The organism is Caulobacter sp. FWC26 (assembly GCF_002742645.2).
Classification (GTDB): domain Bacteria; phylum Pseudomonadota; class Alphaproteobacteria; order Caulobacterales; family Caulobacteraceae; genus Caulobacter.
The window spans coordinates 1,868,170-1,882,289 of the sequence record NZ_CP033875.1 but is presented as its reverse complement, the minus strand read 5'-3'; the positions used below and the strand labels follow the sequence as shown (position 1 = coordinate 1,882,289).

At 65.7% G+C, this 14,120-nt stretch carries 18 protein-coding genes; 5 read left to right on the top strand and 13 right to left on the bottom strand.

Annotation, left to right across the window (positions count from 1 at the left end):
* Window positions 1–74: 74 nt before the first annotated feature.
* From CSW63_RS10415 to serS, 3 genes are read right to left on the bottom strand one after another with little or no spacing between them, the layout of a single operon-like run.
* Window positions 75–743 carry a protein-L-isoaspartate(D-aspartate) O-methyltransferase gene (locus CSW63_RS10415; protein ID WP_062093888.1) on the bottom strand — a complete coding sequence of 223 codons (669 nt, stop codon included), beginning with the start codon at window positions 741–743 and terminating at the stop codon, window positions 75–77.
* Window positions 740–1,531 carry a 5'/3'-nucleotidase SurE gene (surE, locus tag CSW63_RS10410; protein ID WP_062093887.1) on the bottom strand — a complete coding sequence of 264 codons (792 nt, stop codon included), beginning with the start codon at window positions 1,529–1,531 and terminating at the stop codon, window positions 740–742. Before surE ends, CSW63_RS10415 begins: the two co-directional genes overlap by 4 nt.
* Window positions 1,528–2,823, bottom strand: coding sequence for a serine--tRNA ligase (gene serS, locus CSW63_RS10405; protein ID WP_062093886.1), 1,296 nt, complete (start codon window positions 2,821–2,823; stop codon window positions 1,528–1,530). The genes surE and serS overlap by 4 nt, the downstream gene beginning before the upstream one ends.
* Before the next feature lie 377 nt (window positions 2,824–3,200).
* Between serS and CSW63_RS10400 the strand changes: the two genes are divergently transcribed.
* Window positions 3,201–3,662, top strand: coding sequence for a UrcA family protein (locus CSW63_RS10400; RefSeq protein WP_082749334.1), 462 nt, complete (start codon window positions 3,201–3,203; stop codon window positions 3,660–3,662).
* 61 nt (window positions 3,663–3,723) lie between these two features.
* On the opposite strand, the gene tatC is transcribed toward CSW63_RS10400, so the two are convergent.
* The 8 genes from tatC to CSW63_RS10360 all read right to left on the bottom strand — a co-directional run bounded on the left by tatC (window position 3,724) and on the right by CSW63_RS10360 (window position 10,334).
* Entirely contained in the window at window positions 3,724–4,626 is a 903-nt protein-coding gene (gene tatC, locus CSW63_RS10395; protein ID WP_062093885.1) for a twin-arginine translocase subunit TatC, read from the bottom strand.
* Window positions 4,623–5,210: a Sec-independent protein translocase protein TatB gene (gene tatB / locus CSW63_RS10390; protein WP_062093884.1), complete on the bottom strand. Its 588-nt coding sequence runs from the start codon at window positions 5,208–5,210 to the stop codon at window positions 4,623–4,625. Before tatB ends, tatC begins: the two co-directional genes overlap by 4 nt.
* Window positions 5,211–5,291: 81 nt before the next feature.
* On the bottom strand, window positions 5,292–5,516 hold the full coding sequence (tatA, locus tag CSW63_RS10385) for a twin-arginine translocase TatA/TatE family subunit (protein ID WP_062093883.1): 225 nt from the start codon (window positions 5,514–5,516) through the stop codon (window positions 5,292–5,294).
* A gap of 133 nt (window positions 5,517–5,649) precedes the next feature.
* A complete protein-coding gene (gene scpB / locus CSW63_RS10380) occupies window positions 5,650–6,318 on the bottom strand; it encodes an SMC-Scp complex subunit ScpB (protein WP_062093882.1) in 669 nt (222 codons plus the stop codon).
* The gene (locus CSW63_RS10375) at window positions 6,315–7,139 is read right to left on the bottom strand and encodes a ScpA family protein (protein WP_062093881.1); all 825 of its coding nucleotides are present in this window, start codon (window positions 7,137–7,139) and stop codon (window positions 6,315–6,317) included. The genes scpB and CSW63_RS10375 overlap by 4 nt, the downstream gene beginning before the upstream one ends.
* Window positions 7,136–8,173 (bottom strand): beta-N-acetylhexosaminidase, encoded by a 1,038-nt coding sequence (nagZ, locus tag CSW63_RS10370; protein ID WP_168193636.1) that lies wholly within the window; start codon window positions 8,171–8,173, stop codon window positions 7,136–7,138. Before nagZ ends, CSW63_RS10375 begins: the two co-directional genes overlap by 4 nt.
* The gene (locus tag CSW63_RS10365; RefSeq protein ID WP_062093880.1) at window positions 8,170–8,973 is read right to left on the bottom strand and encodes an SPOR domain-containing protein; all 804 of its coding nucleotides are present in this window, start codon (window positions 8,971–8,973) and stop codon (window positions 8,170–8,172) included. Before CSW63_RS10365 ends, nagZ begins: the two co-directional genes overlap by 4 nt.
* Window positions 8,974–9,149: 176 nt before the next feature.
* Window positions 9,150–10,334, bottom strand: coding sequence for a deoxyguanosinetriphosphate triphosphohydrolase (locus tag CSW63_RS10360; protein WP_062093879.1), 1,185 nt, complete (start codon window positions 10,332–10,334; stop codon window positions 9,150–9,152).
* An 88-nt stretch (window positions 10,335–10,422) separates the two neighbouring features.
* Between CSW63_RS10360 and erpA the strand changes: the two genes are divergently transcribed.
* Complete coding sequence (gene erpA, locus CSW63_RS10355; RefSeq protein WP_062093878.1) at window positions 10,423–10,755, top strand: iron-sulfur cluster insertion protein ErpA; 333 nt, start codon at window positions 10,423–10,425, stop codon at window positions 10,753–10,755.
* A 4-nt stretch (window positions 10,756–10,759) separates the two neighbouring features.
* Here erpA and CSW63_RS10350 read toward each other — a convergent pair whose 3' ends face one another.
* Window positions 10,760–11,134, bottom strand: a complete 375-nt coding sequence (locus CSW63_RS10350) for a hypothetical protein (RefSeq protein WP_062093877.1) — start codon at window positions 11,132–11,134, stop codon at window positions 10,760–10,762.
* On the opposite strand from CSW63_RS10350, the gene xth reads away from it, so the two are divergent.
* Genes xth through CSW63_RS10335 form a run of 3 tightly spaced genes read left to right on the top strand, consistent with a single transcriptional unit; the run spans window position 11,134 to window position 13,452 of the window.
* The gene (gene xth / locus CSW63_RS10345; protein WP_062093876.1) at window positions 11,134–11,922 is read left to right on the top strand and encodes an exodeoxyribonuclease III; all 789 of its coding nucleotides are present in this window, start codon (window positions 11,134–11,136) and stop codon (window positions 11,920–11,922) included. The two genes, CSW63_RS10350 and xth, sit on opposite strands and share 1 nt — an antisense overlap.
* A gap of 58 nt (window positions 11,923–11,980) precedes the next feature.
* On the top strand, window positions 11,981–12,484 hold the full coding sequence (locus CSW63_RS10340; protein ID WP_099503744.1) for a hypothetical protein: 504 nt from the start codon (window positions 11,981–11,983) through the stop codon (window positions 12,482–12,484).
* A 44-nt stretch (window positions 12,485–12,528) separates the two neighbouring features.
* Window positions 12,529–13,452: a hypothetical protein gene (locus CSW63_RS10335; protein WP_062093874.1), complete on the top strand. Its 924-nt coding sequence runs from the start codon at window positions 12,529–12,531 to the stop codon at window positions 13,450–13,452.
* A gap of 7 nt (window positions 13,453–13,459) precedes the next feature.
* Here CSW63_RS10335 and CSW63_RS10330 read toward each other — a convergent pair whose 3' ends face one another.
* A complete protein-coding gene (locus CSW63_RS10330; protein ID WP_062093873.1) occupies window positions 13,460–14,098 on the bottom strand; it encodes a LysE family translocator in 639 nt (212 codons plus the stop codon).
* Between the last annotated feature and the right edge of the window lie 22 nt (window positions 14,099–14,120).

Genomic DNA, 14,120 nt, shown 5'->3' with positions numbered 1-14,120 from the left:
GAGCGCCAGAACGCCCCGCCAGGGTAAACCAACCTTTAACATCCGGAACGCGTGATGGACGCGTCCCCAGAAACTCACTGATCCTTGGCGACGCCGGCCAACAGGGGCACGAAGCGCACGTCGCACAGAATCTCGACCCGGAAGCCCCCTTTTCCATCCCCGGCATAGCGCCGAAGGCTCTGGACAGGCCCCTTCCCGACCGGCGCGACCAGCACGCCGTTCGGCTTCAACTGCGAAAGCAGTCGCTTAGGGTCATCTTCCGCTGCGGCCGTGACCATAATGCGGTCAAAGGGCGCTTGTTCGGCCCACCCTTCGCCGCCATCACCAAACTTGGTGATGACATTGGTCAAGCCGAGCGTGTTGAAACGCGCCTCCGCCTCCTTCATCAGGGTGCGGTAGCGCTCGATCGTATAGACCAGACGCGACACCTTGCTCAGGATCGTCGTCTGATAGCCCGACCCGGTGCCGATCTCCAGCACTCGCGCGCGAGGCTCGACCGTCAGGGCCTGGGTCATCAGACCGACGATGAAGGGTTGGCTGATGGTCTGACCGCAGGCGATCGGCAAGGCCGAATCCTCCCACGAGCGGTCCTTGAACAGATCCGGCGTGAACAGGTCGCGCGGCGTGGTCTCGATGGCCTTCAGCACCTGGGGGTCGGTGACGCCCTGGTCGCGCAGCGCCTGCATCAGGCGCGGCAGATCTGCCTTGGCGTTCTCAGCGGCGCGGGCCTTCCCTCCGCTCATGCGCCGGCCTTCTTGGGGGGCGCACCGCCCAGCACGCCCTTCAGCGCATGGACGGTCTCGTTATGCGTCAAGTCGATGTGCAGCGGCGTGACGGAAATCCGCCCCTCGTAGATGGCCCGCAGGTCGGTGCCCTCAGCCGGCTGCGACGCCTTGGCGGTGAAGCCCATCCAGTAATAGTCACGGCCGCGCAGGTCGGTGCGCTTGTCCATGTGGCGAAGATGGCCGTCGCGGAAGCCCTGACGGGTGACCTCGACCGCCTCGACGCTTTCCGGCGGCAAAGCGGGGAAGTTGACGTTCATGACCACGTCGGCCGGCCAGCCCACCTCCAGCAGGCGCTGGACGATGCCCGGCGCGAAAGCCTCGGCCGTCTCCCAATGGGCCACGATCTCATCGTGGAAATAGTTCATCGACTGCGAGAGGGCGATCGACGGGATACCCAGGGCCATGCCCTCAATGGCGCCGGCCACCGTACCGGACAAGGTGACGTCCTCGGCGATGTTCTGGCCGCGATTGACGCCGGACAGCACGAGATCAGGCGCAGCGCCCTCGATCAGCTGCTGCACCGCCATCATCACGCAGTCGGTCGGCGTGCCTTCGACGGCGAAGCGGCGCGGATCCAGTTTTCGCACGCGGATCGGGTCGGCGAGGGTCAGGGCGCGGCTGGCGCCCGACTGTTCATACTCGGGCGCGCAGATCCAGACGTCGTCGGTCAGGGCGCGCGCGATCTTCTCCAACGCCTGCAGACCCGGCGCGTGGATGCCGTCGTCGTTGGTGAGGAGAATCCTCACGCCTGCCCCCCGATGTGCGTCACACCGCCCATATAGGGCTGCAGCACGGCCGGGATATGAATCCTACCGCCCTCGTCCTGATAGTTCTCCAGCACCGCCACCAGGGTGCGGCCGACGGCCAGGCCCGAGCCGTTCAGGGTGTGGACGAAGTGGCCGCCCTTCTCACCGGTCTTGCGGTAGCGGGCGTCCATGCGGCGGGCCTGGAAGTCGCCGCAGTTCGAGCACGAGCTGATCTCGCGGTACATGTTCTGCGACGGCAACCAGACCTCGAGATCATAGGTCTTGCGCGCGCCGAAGCCCATGTCGCCGGTGCACAGCAGCATGGTGCGGAACGGCAGCTCCAGCTTCTTGAGCACGGTCTCGGCGCACTCGACCATGCGCTGGTGCTCGGCTTCCGACTGGTCGGGCGTGGTGATCGAAACGAGCTCGACCTTGTAGAACTGGTGCTGGCGGATCATGCCGCGGGTGTCGCGACCGGCCGAACCGGCCTCGGCGCGGAACGACGGCGTCAGAGCCGTAAGCCGCATGGGCAGCTCTTCTTCGGCGATCAGTTGCTCGCGGACGATGTTGGTGAGCGAGACCTCGGCGGTGGGGATCAGCCAGCGATCGTCCGTCGTATGGAAGAGATCGTCCGCGAACTTCGGCAGTTGGCCCGTGCCATACAACGCCTCGTCCTTCACCAGCAGCGGCGGGCTCACCTCCGTATAGCCGTGCTCGACCGTCTGCAGGTCCAGCATGAACTGGCCGATGGCGCGCTCCAGGCGGGCGATCTCTTTTTTCAGGACAACGAAGCGCGCGCCGCTCATGCGGGCGGCGGCCTCGAAGTCCATGCCGCCCAGGGCCGCGCCCAGGTCGACGTGATCCTTCGGCGCGTTCAGCTTGCCGGCTGGCAGGGCCTTGGCGTCGCCCCAGGCGCGCTGTTCGACATTGCCGTGCTCATCTTCACCCGCCGGCACTTCAGGCGCGGGGATATTCGGCAGGCTGGCGAGCAGGTCCTTCAGCTTGCCGCCGACCAGGGCTTCTTCCTCGGCCGCCGTAGCCATGACGCCCTTCAGCGACTCGACCTCGGCCATCAGGCGCTGGGCTTCGGCCTCGTCCTTCTTGGCCTTGGCCATGCCGATCAGCTTGGAGCTCTCGTTCCGCTTGGCCTGGGCCTCCTGCAGGGAGGTCTGAGCGGCCCGAAGTTGCGCGTCCAGCTTGACGGCCTCAGCAGCCGCGCCCGAACGACCCTTGGCTGACCAATGGTGGTCATAGGCTTCAGGATTTTCGCGGATGGCCTTGATGTCGTGCATCGAACGCTAGCTCGGAAGAGGCGGTAAGAAACGCCCTCTCTAAGGCGCGTCGGCGGGGGCGCCAAGCTTTCCGGATCGCGCACCGCCGTCTGAACGCCTTCCTGATCAGGCCCAGGCCGAACCCTCCGGAACATTCATTGCGCCAGAAGGCGCATTTTGCGCCAACTGCGACCGCATAACGCAGGGACCTAAAGTGCAATCTCCCCCTTATGGCCGCCCCTCGGCATCAACATTCCAATCATTAGCGAAAATTAATCATGCTTTGTCACACGGGTTTAACGCCGAGCGCCGAGAAGCCCCGCTCAATTCAGTGCGCTTTCTCGCTTCTCATCGGCCCTCCCCGGCCCGCTCGACCATTCAAGGAATAATCGAACACCATGAAGACGTTCGCCGCTCTCGCCGCCCTCGCCATCGCCGCCGCCGTCGCCGCCCCGGCCAGCGCCAAGACCAACGAAGTCCGCGTCTCGATCGCCGGCAAGAATTCGGTCGAGATTCAGACCGCGATCAAGGCGGCCGCCGCCACCGTCTGCACCGCCAACGGCAAGCTGATTGCTCAGGACTGCGTCGACAGCGCGGTCGCCGGCGCCAACCGCCAGCTGGCCATGATCGTCCGCGCCCGCGAGACCGGTAAGGCCCTGTCGTCGGAAACCCTCTCGGTCGTCCGCATCTCGCTGAAGGGCAAGACCCGCGACCAGATCCACTCGGAAATCCGCGTCGCCGCCCAAACGGTCTGCAAGGCCCAGCCGCGCTTCAGCGTCGCCAGCTATCAAGCTTGCGTCGCCGACGCCGTTCGCGACGCCAAGGCCCAGCTGCAAGCGCGCATGGGCGCCGCAGCCTAAAACCACTCGAACCGACCGGAAATAAAGAGGGCTCTGCGACAGGATCGCGGAGCCCTTTCTGTTACGAGGCGACGAGATCCGTACCCGCCTGCTCGTCTTCTTCCTTCCGGCGGCGCTCAATCAGCCACACGCACCAGATCGAAATTTCGTAGAGCAGGCACAGCGGCAGCGCCAAGGTGATCTGGCTGATCGGATCGGGCGGCGTGACGATGGCCGCCACCACGAACACCGCGACGATCGCATAGCGACGTCCCGTGCGCAGCATCTGCGACGTGATCAGCCCCGCCAGACCGCCCAACGACAAGACGACGGGCAGTTGGAAGCTGAGACCAAACGCCAAGAGCAGCGTGGTGACCAGCGTCAGATACTCCGAGACGCGGGTTTGCAGAACCACCTTCACGCCGTCACCCACGATCTGCTGGCTCAGCGAGAACCACAGCACGAACGGCAGCATCACGTAGTAGACCAGCGAAGCCCCCATCAGGAACAGCACCGGCGAGGCGATCAGGAACGGCAGGAACGCGTTGCGCTCCTTTTTGTAGAGACCGGGCGCCACGAACCGGTAGAGCTGCCAGGCGATGATCGGGAAAGCCAGGATGACCGCCCCGAACGCCGACAGCTTGATATTGGTGAAGAACTGCTCCAGCGGCGCGGTGGCCTGCAAGGTGATATTGGCGAGGGCGCCGGTCGCAACCTTCTTCACCCCAACGAGGGCCAGAAGCAGGTCGAATGGGCCGTGCTGACCGCTCGTGTCCTGCATGGCCTTAAGACCTTCAGCCACGGTGAAGGGGCGCACCAGAAACAGGAAGATCGGCTTCACGAAGGCGAAGCAGACACCAAAGGCGACAGCGATGGCCGCGACGCAGATGATCAGACGGGTGCGGAGCTCGATCAGATGATCCAGCAGCGGAGCCCGCGAGGCCTCGATCTCCTCTTCGGGGTCGTGTCCGATGGCCTTGCTCACGAGACGATATCCGAAGCGGTGGAATCGCCGGCCTTGCTAGCGCGCTTACGCGGCGCGCGGACGGCCTTGGGCGCTTCCACGGTGATGTCCTTCTTGGCGCTGGCCCGCTTGCGAGGCGCCTTGACCGGCTCCACCACAGCAGGCTCGGCGGCGACCTTCTTGCGGGGCGCACGCTTGGGCTTGGCCTCGACGATCTCGGCCGACGGCTCGGCCGTGGGGAGGATCGAGTTATGGACCTCGCCGGCGGCATACGGGTTGGCCCGCATCGCGCCGCTGGACAGCGAGGCGTCGATATCGGCGAATACATCGTCGACCTTCACGTCCCGCGCGGCGTCGGCTGCATCCTGCACCGGGTTGGAGAACTGCCCCGACCGCATGGCCTGAACCTCGCGGCGCAGCTCGTCGAGTTCGGACTGGCGGGCCATCTCGTCGAAGCTGGCGCGGAACTCCGACGCCATGCCACGCATGCGTCCTACAAATTGGCCAAGCTTTCGCAGCAGAACGGGAAGATCCTTGGGACCCACCACAATCAGGGCGACGGCGGCGATGATGAGAAGTTCTGTGCCGCCGATATCAGGAAGCATGGACGCGCCTTAGAGCGGAGGAGCCAGAAGACTCCCCGCGAGGTTGGACCAACGCACGAAGCTAAGCTCCGCGCGCCGCGATTACGACTTGCGGAGCTCTTCCGCCTCGGCCTCGGTACGCGGCAAGGCGCCCTTGGCTTTGTTATCGGCGACTTCGCTGCTGGTGTCGTCCTTCAGGCCGTCCTTGAACGCCTTTATGCCCTTGGCGGCGTCACCCATGACGCTGGAGAGCTTGCCGCGACCGCCAAACAACAGGGCGACGATCCCGATGACGATCACCCAGTGAATCCAACTCATGCTACCCATAGCGTCGGTGCTCCTTGCGACAGCGGCGCTTTAGACCGTGAGCCGCGCCGTTACAATCTCTGTCTCAATATAGGCGTTCGCGAGGCTTAGAGCCAAGCGTAGCCGGATCTTATCGGCGGTGTCGCCCGGCGCGTCAGGCTTTTTCGGGCTCGCCTAGGAAATCCTGCGCGAATTCGGGCGCGTCAGCGTCATCGAGGTCGAGAGGATCCTCTTCTTCGCCGGGCCGCAGTCCGAGCGGATCGGGCACGGTGAAACCGGGAGGCAGGTTCATTTCTAACAGCCCCGCCGCCTTCATCTCGGCGATCCCGGGCAGATCGGCCAAGGTCGCCAAGCCATAGTGCTCCAGGAAAGCGTCGGTGGTCCCGAAGGTCACGGGCCGCCCAGGCGTGCGCCGCCGCCCCCGCATGCGGATCAGTCCCAGCTCCAGCAGTACATCGATAGTGCCCCGGCTGGCCTGCACGCCCCTCACGGCCTCGATCTCGGCGCGCGTGACGGGCTGGTGATAGGCCACGATGGCCAGGGTCTCCTGCGCGGCCTTGGACAGGCGTCGCGGCTCCTCGCGTTCCTCGGTCATCAGGAACGACAGGTCGGCCGCTGTCTGGAACCGCCAGCGCCCCGCCACGCAGGCCAGCTCAATCCCGCGCCCCTCGTAGCGCGCGCGAAGCGCTGCGATCCCTGCGGCGATGTCCGCCCCTTCAGGAAGGCGCTTGGCAAGATCCACATCGCTTAGCGGCTCGGCCGCCGCGAACAGCAGCGCCTCGATGCTGCGCTCGACAAAAAGCGGATCCAACGCGGTGGTCATTCGACGATTTCCAAGGGCTCTGCCCGTGTCCGCAAGTAGATGTCCTGGAAGTGCTCCAGCTGGCGCGCCTCCAGAACCCCCTCCTTCACCAGCTCCAGCGAAGCCGAGAGCGTCGAGGCCAGATACGACGCCGGAGAGGGGCCATCATCCTCCTCCAGCACCCGATCGATGGGCGCCACCGAGGTCAGGACGGTCCAGTCCTCCATCTTGGGCAGCAGGCTCCGGAGGCGATCACGAGCGTCTTCCAGAGGATAGGCCGTCGGCGGCCTTGGCGCATAATGGCGGCTGTGCTCACGCTTGCGCTGGGCGATGTAGGCGCTCATCAGGCCATAGAGATCGCCCTCCAGCCGCGTCGAGGAAACGATCTTCACCGCGTCCGGGTCCCCGCGCATGAAGACATCGCGCTGGAGGATCGGACGCTCCTTCAGGGCCTCCACGGCCTTGCGCATCACGTCCAGCTTGGCCAGCCGGAAGGCCAGCTGCGCCGCCATTTCCTCGGCCGGCGGCTCCTCGGCCTTGGCGCGCTCGGGCTTGGGCAGCAGCAGGCGCGATTTCAGGTAGGCCAGCCAGGCGGCCATGACCAGATAGTCGGCCGCCAGGGCGAAGCGCACGCGACGCGCCTGTTGGACGAAGGCCAGATACTGCTCGGCCAGACGGGTGATCGACAGCTGCAGCAGGTCGACCTTCTGGCTGCGCGCCAGGGCTAGCAGCACGTGAAGCGGGCCTTCATAGCCATCGATGTCGATGACGAGCGCTGCGCCATCCTCGGCAGCCTCGTTGGCGGCCTCGAAGTCGAATGTGGGCTGAAAGCCCGTGCTCAAGCGTACTTTCCGTCAAAGGCCGCGTCGAAACGCGCCCGGGCCTCGGCCACGTCGAAAGGTTCGGGAACCTTGACCAAGCGGCCCATGACCGCCTGCGCGCGGCGACGGGCCTCCTTGCCCATGCGCCCCACGCCAGACATCACGGCCTTCATCTCGGCCATGTCGCCGTTGCAGTGCAGGACGACGTCGCAGCCGGCCGAAAGGCTGTCCTTGGCGCGCTGCTTGAAGTCGCCTGACAGCGCCTTCATCGACAGGTCATCGCTCATCAGCAGTCCGTCGAAGCCGATGGACTCACGAATGATCTTCTTGATCGCCTTTTTCGAGGTCGTGGCCGGGTTCTTGCGGTCGATGGCGGTGTAGACGACGTGCGCGGTCATCGCCATCGGCATGTCCGACAACACCCGGAAAGGCGCGAAGTCGCGCGCGTCCAGCTCGGCCAGCTTGGCGTTGACCACAGGCAACTCCAGGTGGCTGTCGGCCATGGCGCGGCCGTGCCCCGGGATGTGCTTGATGATCGGCAGGACGCCGCCGGCCAAAAGCCCTTCGGCCGCCGCGCGGCCTAGGGTGGCCACCTGCTCGGGCGTGTCGCCATAGGCGCGGTCGCCGATGATCTCGTGGCCTTTGGGGTCGGGTACGTCCAGCACCGGCACGCAATCGACATTGATCCCCAGCGCATGCAGGTCATGGGCGATCAACCGTGCGCCCAGGCGCGTAATCTCGCGCGCGACCAACGGATCGTTCGCAACCAGCTCGCCGTAGGCCCGGCCCGGCGGATAGGTGCGCCAGTGCGGCGGCTGCAGACGCGCGACGCGGCCGCCCTCCTGATCAATCAGGATCGGCGCGTCGGGACGGCCGACCGTCTCGCGCAGGGCGGCGGTCAGCGCCCGCACCTGGTTAGGATCAGCGATATTGCGCTTGAACAGGATGAAGCCCCAGGGCTTCACGTCCTTGAAGAAATCAATCTCCTCACGCGTGAGCGTGGTCCCGGCGCAGCCGAGAATAGCGGCGGAAGGCGCGCCCATCAGAAGGCTCATTTCACGAAGCAGGACTTGCCCGAGGCGGCGATCGCCTCGCAGAAAGCCTTAGCCGCCTCGCGGGTCGCAAAGCCGGTGACCGAGGTGCGATAGAGCGTCGCCCCGTTCTTTTCGACCGTCTCGACCTTCTTGCCCTTCCCGGCCGCGAGGCCCGGAGCAAGACGCACCGCGTCGGTCCAGGCCTTGTCCGCCAAGGCCGGCGACGACAGGGCGCCGATCTGCACGGAGGCAGGACCGGTCGAAACCGTAGCAGGCTTTGGCGCGGTCGTCGGGGTCGTGGGAGCTGCAGCGACGGGCTTCGGGGCGGCGGTCTGAGCCACCTGCACAGGCTTTGGCGCCGGCTTCGCGGTCGCTGCAGCCGTGGCCAGTGACTCGATCGTCGGCGCAGGCGCGGCAGGCTTGGCGGCGGGAAGGCTGGCCGTCTCAACGGGCGCTGCGGCCGTCGGGGCGACGGGACGCGCCTGCGGCGTTTCCGGCGGCGCGGCGAAGGTCGCGGACGGTTGCGGATCCTCGTTGTGATAGATTTGAAGGCCCGAGGCCGGGTCCTTGGGCTGGCTGCCCTCGGCCGGCGGCGTCTTCATCTGCGCGACCTCGGTTCCAACCGTCTGCGGCGGATCGTTCGGACCGCGCACGCCGCCGCGATAGATCATGACCACCGCCACCACCAGCGTGACGAGGACGACCGCGCTGATGATCAGGGTCATGGGCAGCGGCCGCGCGCCGCGCACGGGCTGACGCGCATCGAACGACAACGGCGCGTCGGTAGGCGGCGTATAGGCCCCGCGGTGCGGATCAGACATCTCAGATAGGCTCCAAAACTCGGCGCGCCGACGAGCGGCGCACGGAACGACGCATCGAATCAGACGCGCGCGACCCTAGGTTACCCAAGGCCGGCCCGTCTCAGAAGCGTCCGCCCCGCTCCGGTGGCGGACGATCGGCCGTTCGCCTCAACGGTGCGGCGCCTGACCCTAGAGGGTCAGTTCCAGACGTCGAGATGGAACAGCTTGCGATGTTCTTCTATCGCGAAGCGATCGGTCATGCCCGCGATATAGTCACAGACCACACGGGCTCGGCCGGCTTCGTCGCGGTTCTGCGACTTGGCGAACCAGACGGTGGGCAACACCTCCGGCTCGCGCAAGAAGAGCGAGAACATTTCGCCCAGAATACGGCGAGCCTGGCTGCGGGTGCGGTTGACGCGCCAGTGGCGGTACATCCGCTCGTAGAGGAAGCCCCGAAGCCTCGCCAGATCCTCGGCCATGTCCGAGGAAAAGGCGACGAGGGCATGGTCCAGCGCGCGCACGTCGTCGGCTGACTGGACGCCGCTGGCGGCCGCACGGTGCAGCGTCTCGCCCATCACGTCGTCGACCATTGCCCCGATCATGCGGCGCACGGCCTCCAGATGGGTCAGCCGCGCGTCCAGGTCGGGCCGCTCGCTCTTCACCGCCGCCAAGATCGGTCCGATCAGCGGCACGTCCATCAGCTCGTCCAGCGTGAACAGGCCGGCCGTCACACCGTCGTCGACGTCATGGTTGTTGTAGGCGATGTCGTCGGCCAGGGCTGCGACCTGGGCCTCGGCCGAGGCCCAGGTGTTCAGGCCCAGCTCGTACTCATTGTCGTACTTGGAGATCGCCTTCCAGGACGGCTTACCCAGCTTGTTGGTGACCGGCCCATTGTGCTTGATCACGCCTTCCAGCGTTTCCCAGGTCAGGTTCAGGCCAACGAAGTCTGGGTAACGGTGCTCCAGCTCAGTCACGACCCGGAAGGTCTGAACATTGTGATCGAAGCCGCCGTACTCGCGCATCTGGATTTCGAGCTCATCCTCGCCGGCATGGCCGAACGGCGGATGGCCCAGATCGTGCGCCAGGGCGATGGTCTCGGCGAGGTCGGCGTCCAGGCCCAACGCCGTGGCTAGCGAACGCGCCACCTGCGCGACCTCCAACGTGTGGGTCAGGCGCGTACGGAAATTGTCACCTTCGTGAGCGACAAAAACCTGGGTCTTTTCCTTCAAGCGCCGGAACGCCGAGGTATGGATGATCCGGTCGCGGTCACGCGCAAACGGCGTACGCGTGCGGCTCTCGTCCTCCTTGAACCGACGCCCCTTCGACTTGGAGGGATCTTCGGCGTAGGGCGCGCGCGGAACGTAGTACGGAGTCTGAGACATAGACCGCCTTTATCGCATTGGACGATTTGGCCCCTTCCGAAGAGGCCACGACACCCTCATATAGGCCGAAGGTGAGTTTTCCACAGCCATGACCCAAATCGACTTAACGCTTTCCGAAAACGCCGCGCGCCGGATCAGGGCCATCGCCGAGACCGAGGGGCGCCCCCTCATGCTGCGTGTGGCCGTCGACGGCGGCGGTTGCTCGGGATTTCAGTATCGCTTCGATCTCGTCGAGACCGTCGAGGACGATGACCTGAAGGTCGAGCGCGATGGCGCCGCGGCCCTGGTTGATGTCGTGTCGCTGGCCCTCCTGAAGGGCTCTGAGATCGACTTCGTCGACGAACTGGCCGGCGCGGAGTTTCGGGTGCGCAATCCGAACGCGAAGTCCAGCTGCGGTTGCGGCGTCAGCTTCTCGATCTGATCCGTCAGGCCGGCACGAAGCCAAGAAGCGTGACCGTGGCCGCGCCCCAGGCCAGCGGTGTGACCATCGCGGCCCAGGCCAGTTGCGTCGCGCCCTTGCGCCAAAGGATCCAGCCGGCGAGAGGGCCGAGCAGACAGACAACCCAGAAAAGGGCCGCAAAGGCGAAGCTGAGCCAAGCGAAGGGGTTCAGCACGTTACCTGCACGATCGAACACCAGGGGCGTGAAGATCGCCAGGATGGCTCCAACGATCGCCAGGGCGACGCTGACACACGTCGCCAACGCCATCAGCGCTAGCTGAGTGCGGTCTTTAGAAACCTTCCCCGACTTGAGCGCGGCCTTCATGCGCCCTAGCCTCTCGCCGCATCTCGGAGCCGTCAATGCGTATCGCCACCTGGAACGTCAATTCGATCAACGCTCGCCTGGAAGGCGTGTTGGCGTGGTTCGAATCGGAAGCCCCCGATGTGGCGGTGCTGCAGGAGCTGAAGTGCGTCGACGAGAAGTTCCCGACCGAAGCCTTTGAACGTCTTGGTTATAATGTCGCGGTTCACGGCCAGAAGACCTACAACGGCGTCGCGCTGCTTTCGAAGCACCCGATCGAGGACGTCCGCAAAGGTCTGCCCTTCCTGTCCGAGGACGAAGTCGACGAGCAGGCGCGCTATATCGAGGCGGTCATCGCCGCGCCCACACCGTTCCGCGTAGTCGGCATCTACCTTCCGAACGGCAACCCGATCGGGACCGAGAAGTTTGCTTACAAGCTGTCTTGGATGCGCCGGCTGCACGCCCATGCCCAAGGACTACTGGCGTTCGAAGAACCCTTGGTGATCGCCGGCGACTACAACGTGATCCCAGAGGCCGAGGACGTCGCCAACCCGCAGGCCTGGTTGGGTGACGCCTTGTTCCAGCCGGAGAGCCGCGCCGCCTTCCGCGCGCTGAAGAACCTGGGCTTCGCCGACGCCTATATGCAGGCTGACGGCGCGCCGGGCGGCTACACCTTCTGGGACTATCAGGCCGGCGCCTGGCAGCGAAACCTTGGCATCCGTATTGATCACCTGCTGCTGTCACCCCAGGCGGCGGACCGCTTGACCGGCGTCGTCATCCACCGCGACGAGCGCGACAAGGAAAAGCCTTCGGACCACGTACCGGTCGTCGGTCACTTTCGAGATTAGAGCAGTGGACTTACCTAGGGTTTAGCGAGAAGGTTCTGGAGCCGCCCGGAGGTTTCAGATGCTCATGACGACCTTGTTGGGCTTCACCCTGGCGGCGAGCACGCCGCCCGCGCCACCCGCCGCCGCGACTTCGCCAACGGAGGCCGCACGATACGCCCTGACCCACGGGTGCCTCGCGGCGGCGCGCCAGGGCGTGAAGCTTGCCACACTGTCCAACCCGTCCATTGTGCTGGCCGAAAAGGATCGCGGACTTTACGTGATGAAGGGAGCGGGCCAGATCCTGATGTCCGATAGTCCGCCTCAGGTAGGCTGCTACATGCGTGTCGGACAGGGAAACGGCGAAGACCTGCGTCGGATGGCGTTGGGCTTGCTGGCGGCAGAGGCGCCAACGCGCGTGGTTCAGGATAGCGGTCCGGGTTCCAAGCCGATGCGCCAGGAACTGCATTGCGTAAAGGTGGCGGGCCGTTCCATGGCGGCGTTGATTTCCAGTTCAAGCGGTCAGGGCGGCGCGCCGCTGCAGTTTTCGCTGCTGAATGGCCAGGACATTTGCCGCGCGCCCTAGCCCGCCTGTCCCCTCGTCACGACTCTCGCTAGTTTCGCGCCACCATGAGCGAACTCGCGCGTCTTCTGCTGTTCGTGGCCATCGCCGGCTCGGCGGTGACGTTCCTCGGCAGCCTGGCCATCTGGTACGGCGACGAAGACCGGCGGATTCGCCGGGCCCTTCGCAACGTCCTAAGAAGTGAGCCGGAGGGCATCGTGTTCGCCCGCGGCCGCGGACGGGGAGCCGGCTTTTCCTTTTCGACCAACTTGCTCGCGGTCGCCTGGGATCGAGGCGCATGGTGCCTGCTCTACCGCCTGGAGGAACTTGTCGGCGCCGAGCTTCTGGTCGACGGCCAGGTGATGGGGCGCGTGTTTCGGGGCGAAGGCCGTCGAGCGATCGATCATGTCGCGCCGCAGGCCCAGACCGTCACCCTGCGCTTGATCTTCGACGATCCGCGTCACCCTGATTTCGCGCTTGAACTTTGGGCGCCCGGCGACGAACTCCGTCGTGAGAGCCGTTCTCCAGCTGAGTTGATGCAGGAAGCCAATCGCTGGCTGGCGCGCTGCGAAGCGATCGTGCGCCGCCCACTGCCGCCACGTCCCGCGCCGAAACCGACAGAACCGGCGGTCGCCTCGCCGCCGAGCCCGCCGCAGGACCTAGCGCCTGTCGATCCGGGAGACGACGACGATTTCCGCGCCCCGCCACAGCCCCTGCCCGACACACCACCGCCTCTGGCGAGGCGGCCTTTGCTGGACGATCCGCGCCGCCCCGGCGGCTCGCGCCCCGGGTCGCGCGTCGCGCCCGTGCCCGCGCCCGCGCCGGCCCCGGATCGCGAGCCGGACATGTTTGGCGATCCGCCTTGGGATGAGGACGAGCCCACGCAATCTTCGCGCCCTCAAGCGACGCCACCAACCTATCAACCGGTGTCCAAGGCGCGCCGCGAGACCTCGAACGACCAGGACGAGTTACCGTTCGATCTTGACGACTAGGCCGCGTTTATCGACCTGTTTCGATGCCAATCCAGAGACCCGTAGCCGCCAGCGCCAGCGCGAAGAGGCGTCGGCTGAGCGGGCTGGAACCGGTCGCGATCAACCGCCGCGCCAGACCGTCCGACGACAGGACGATGGCCCCATGCACGACGATGCTGACCGCGATGTGGACACCGCCTAGGATCAGCGCCTGAACGGTGGGCGATGCATGGCCGGTCTGAATGAACCCCGGCAACAAGGTCACGTAGAAGAGCGCGGCCTTCGGGTTGAGCAGGTTCGCCAGGAGCCCGCGTCGGAAATGCACCCAAGCACGCCCGTCCTCCCCTTGCCAGTCGGTCGGCTTCTCACCTCGCCAAGCGTCGAACGCCAGCCAGAAAATGTAAGCGACTCCCGCCCAACGCAGCACCTCGTAGAGCGGGCGGTTCAGGCGCAGGATTTCCGTCAACCCCGCCACCGAGGCCAGCATGTAGACAAGCAGGCCCGCAGTGATCCCGGTGATGGTCACCAGCCCCGCGCGACGTCCTTCGACCGCCGACAAACCGGCCAGGTAGCCCATATTGGGGCCGGGGGTCAGCTCGATCAGCACGATCGCCGCCAGGAAAGGCGCGATCGCGGAAGGATCGACGGGCCAGGCGTCGTGCGACAAACAGGCTCTCCTCAGGCGCGGC

Coding starts and splice junctions, on each gene's coding strand:
- tatA (WP_062093883.1), bottom strand. CDS start 5,516: ATGGGTAGCATGAGTTGGATTCACTGGGTGATCGTCATCGGGATCGTC.
- scpB (WP_062093882.1), bottom strand. CDS start 6,318: ATGACCACCGCGTTGGATCCGCTTTTTGTCGAGCGCAGCATCGAGGCG.
- CSW63_RS10335 (WP_062093874.1), top strand. CDS start 12,529: ATGAGCGAACTCGCGCGTCTTCTGCTGTTCGTGGCCATCGCCGGCTCG.
- erpA (WP_062093878.1), top strand. CDS start 10,423: ATGACCCAAATCGACTTAACGCTTTCCGAAAACGCCGCGCGCCGGATC.
- nagZ (WP_168193636.1), bottom strand. CDS start 8,173: ATGAGCCTTCTGATGGGCGCGCCTTCCGCCGCTATTCTCGGCTGCGCC.
- CSW63_RS10340 (WP_099503744.1), top strand. CDS start 11,981: ATGCTCATGACGACCTTGTTGGGCTTCACCCTGGCGGCGAGCACGCCG.
- CSW63_RS10400 (WP_082749334.1), top strand. CDS start 3,201: ATGAAGACGTTCGCCGCTCTCGCCGCCCTCGCCATCGCCGCCGCCGTC.
- xth (WP_062093876.1), top strand. CDS start 11,134: ATGCGTATCGCCACCTGGAACGTCAATTCGATCAACGCTCGCCTGGAA.
- serS (WP_062093886.1), bottom strand. CDS start 2,823: ATGCACGACATCAAGGCCATCCGCGAAAATCCTGAAGCCTATGACCAC.
- CSW63_RS10365 (WP_062093880.1), bottom strand. CDS start 8,973: ATGTCTGATCCGCACCGCGGGGCCTATACGCCGCCTACCGACGCGCCG.
- CSW63_RS10360 (WP_062093879.1), bottom strand. CDS start 10,334: ATGTCTCAGACTCCGTACTACGTTCCGCGCGCGCCCTACGCCGAAGAT.
- tatB (WP_062093884.1), bottom strand. CDS start 5,210: ATGCTTCCTGATATCGGCGGCACAGAACTTCTCATCATCGCCGCCGTC.
- CSW63_RS10415 (WP_062093888.1), bottom strand. CDS start 743: ATGAGCGGAGGGAAGGCCCGCGCCGCTGAGAACGCCAAGGCAGATCTG.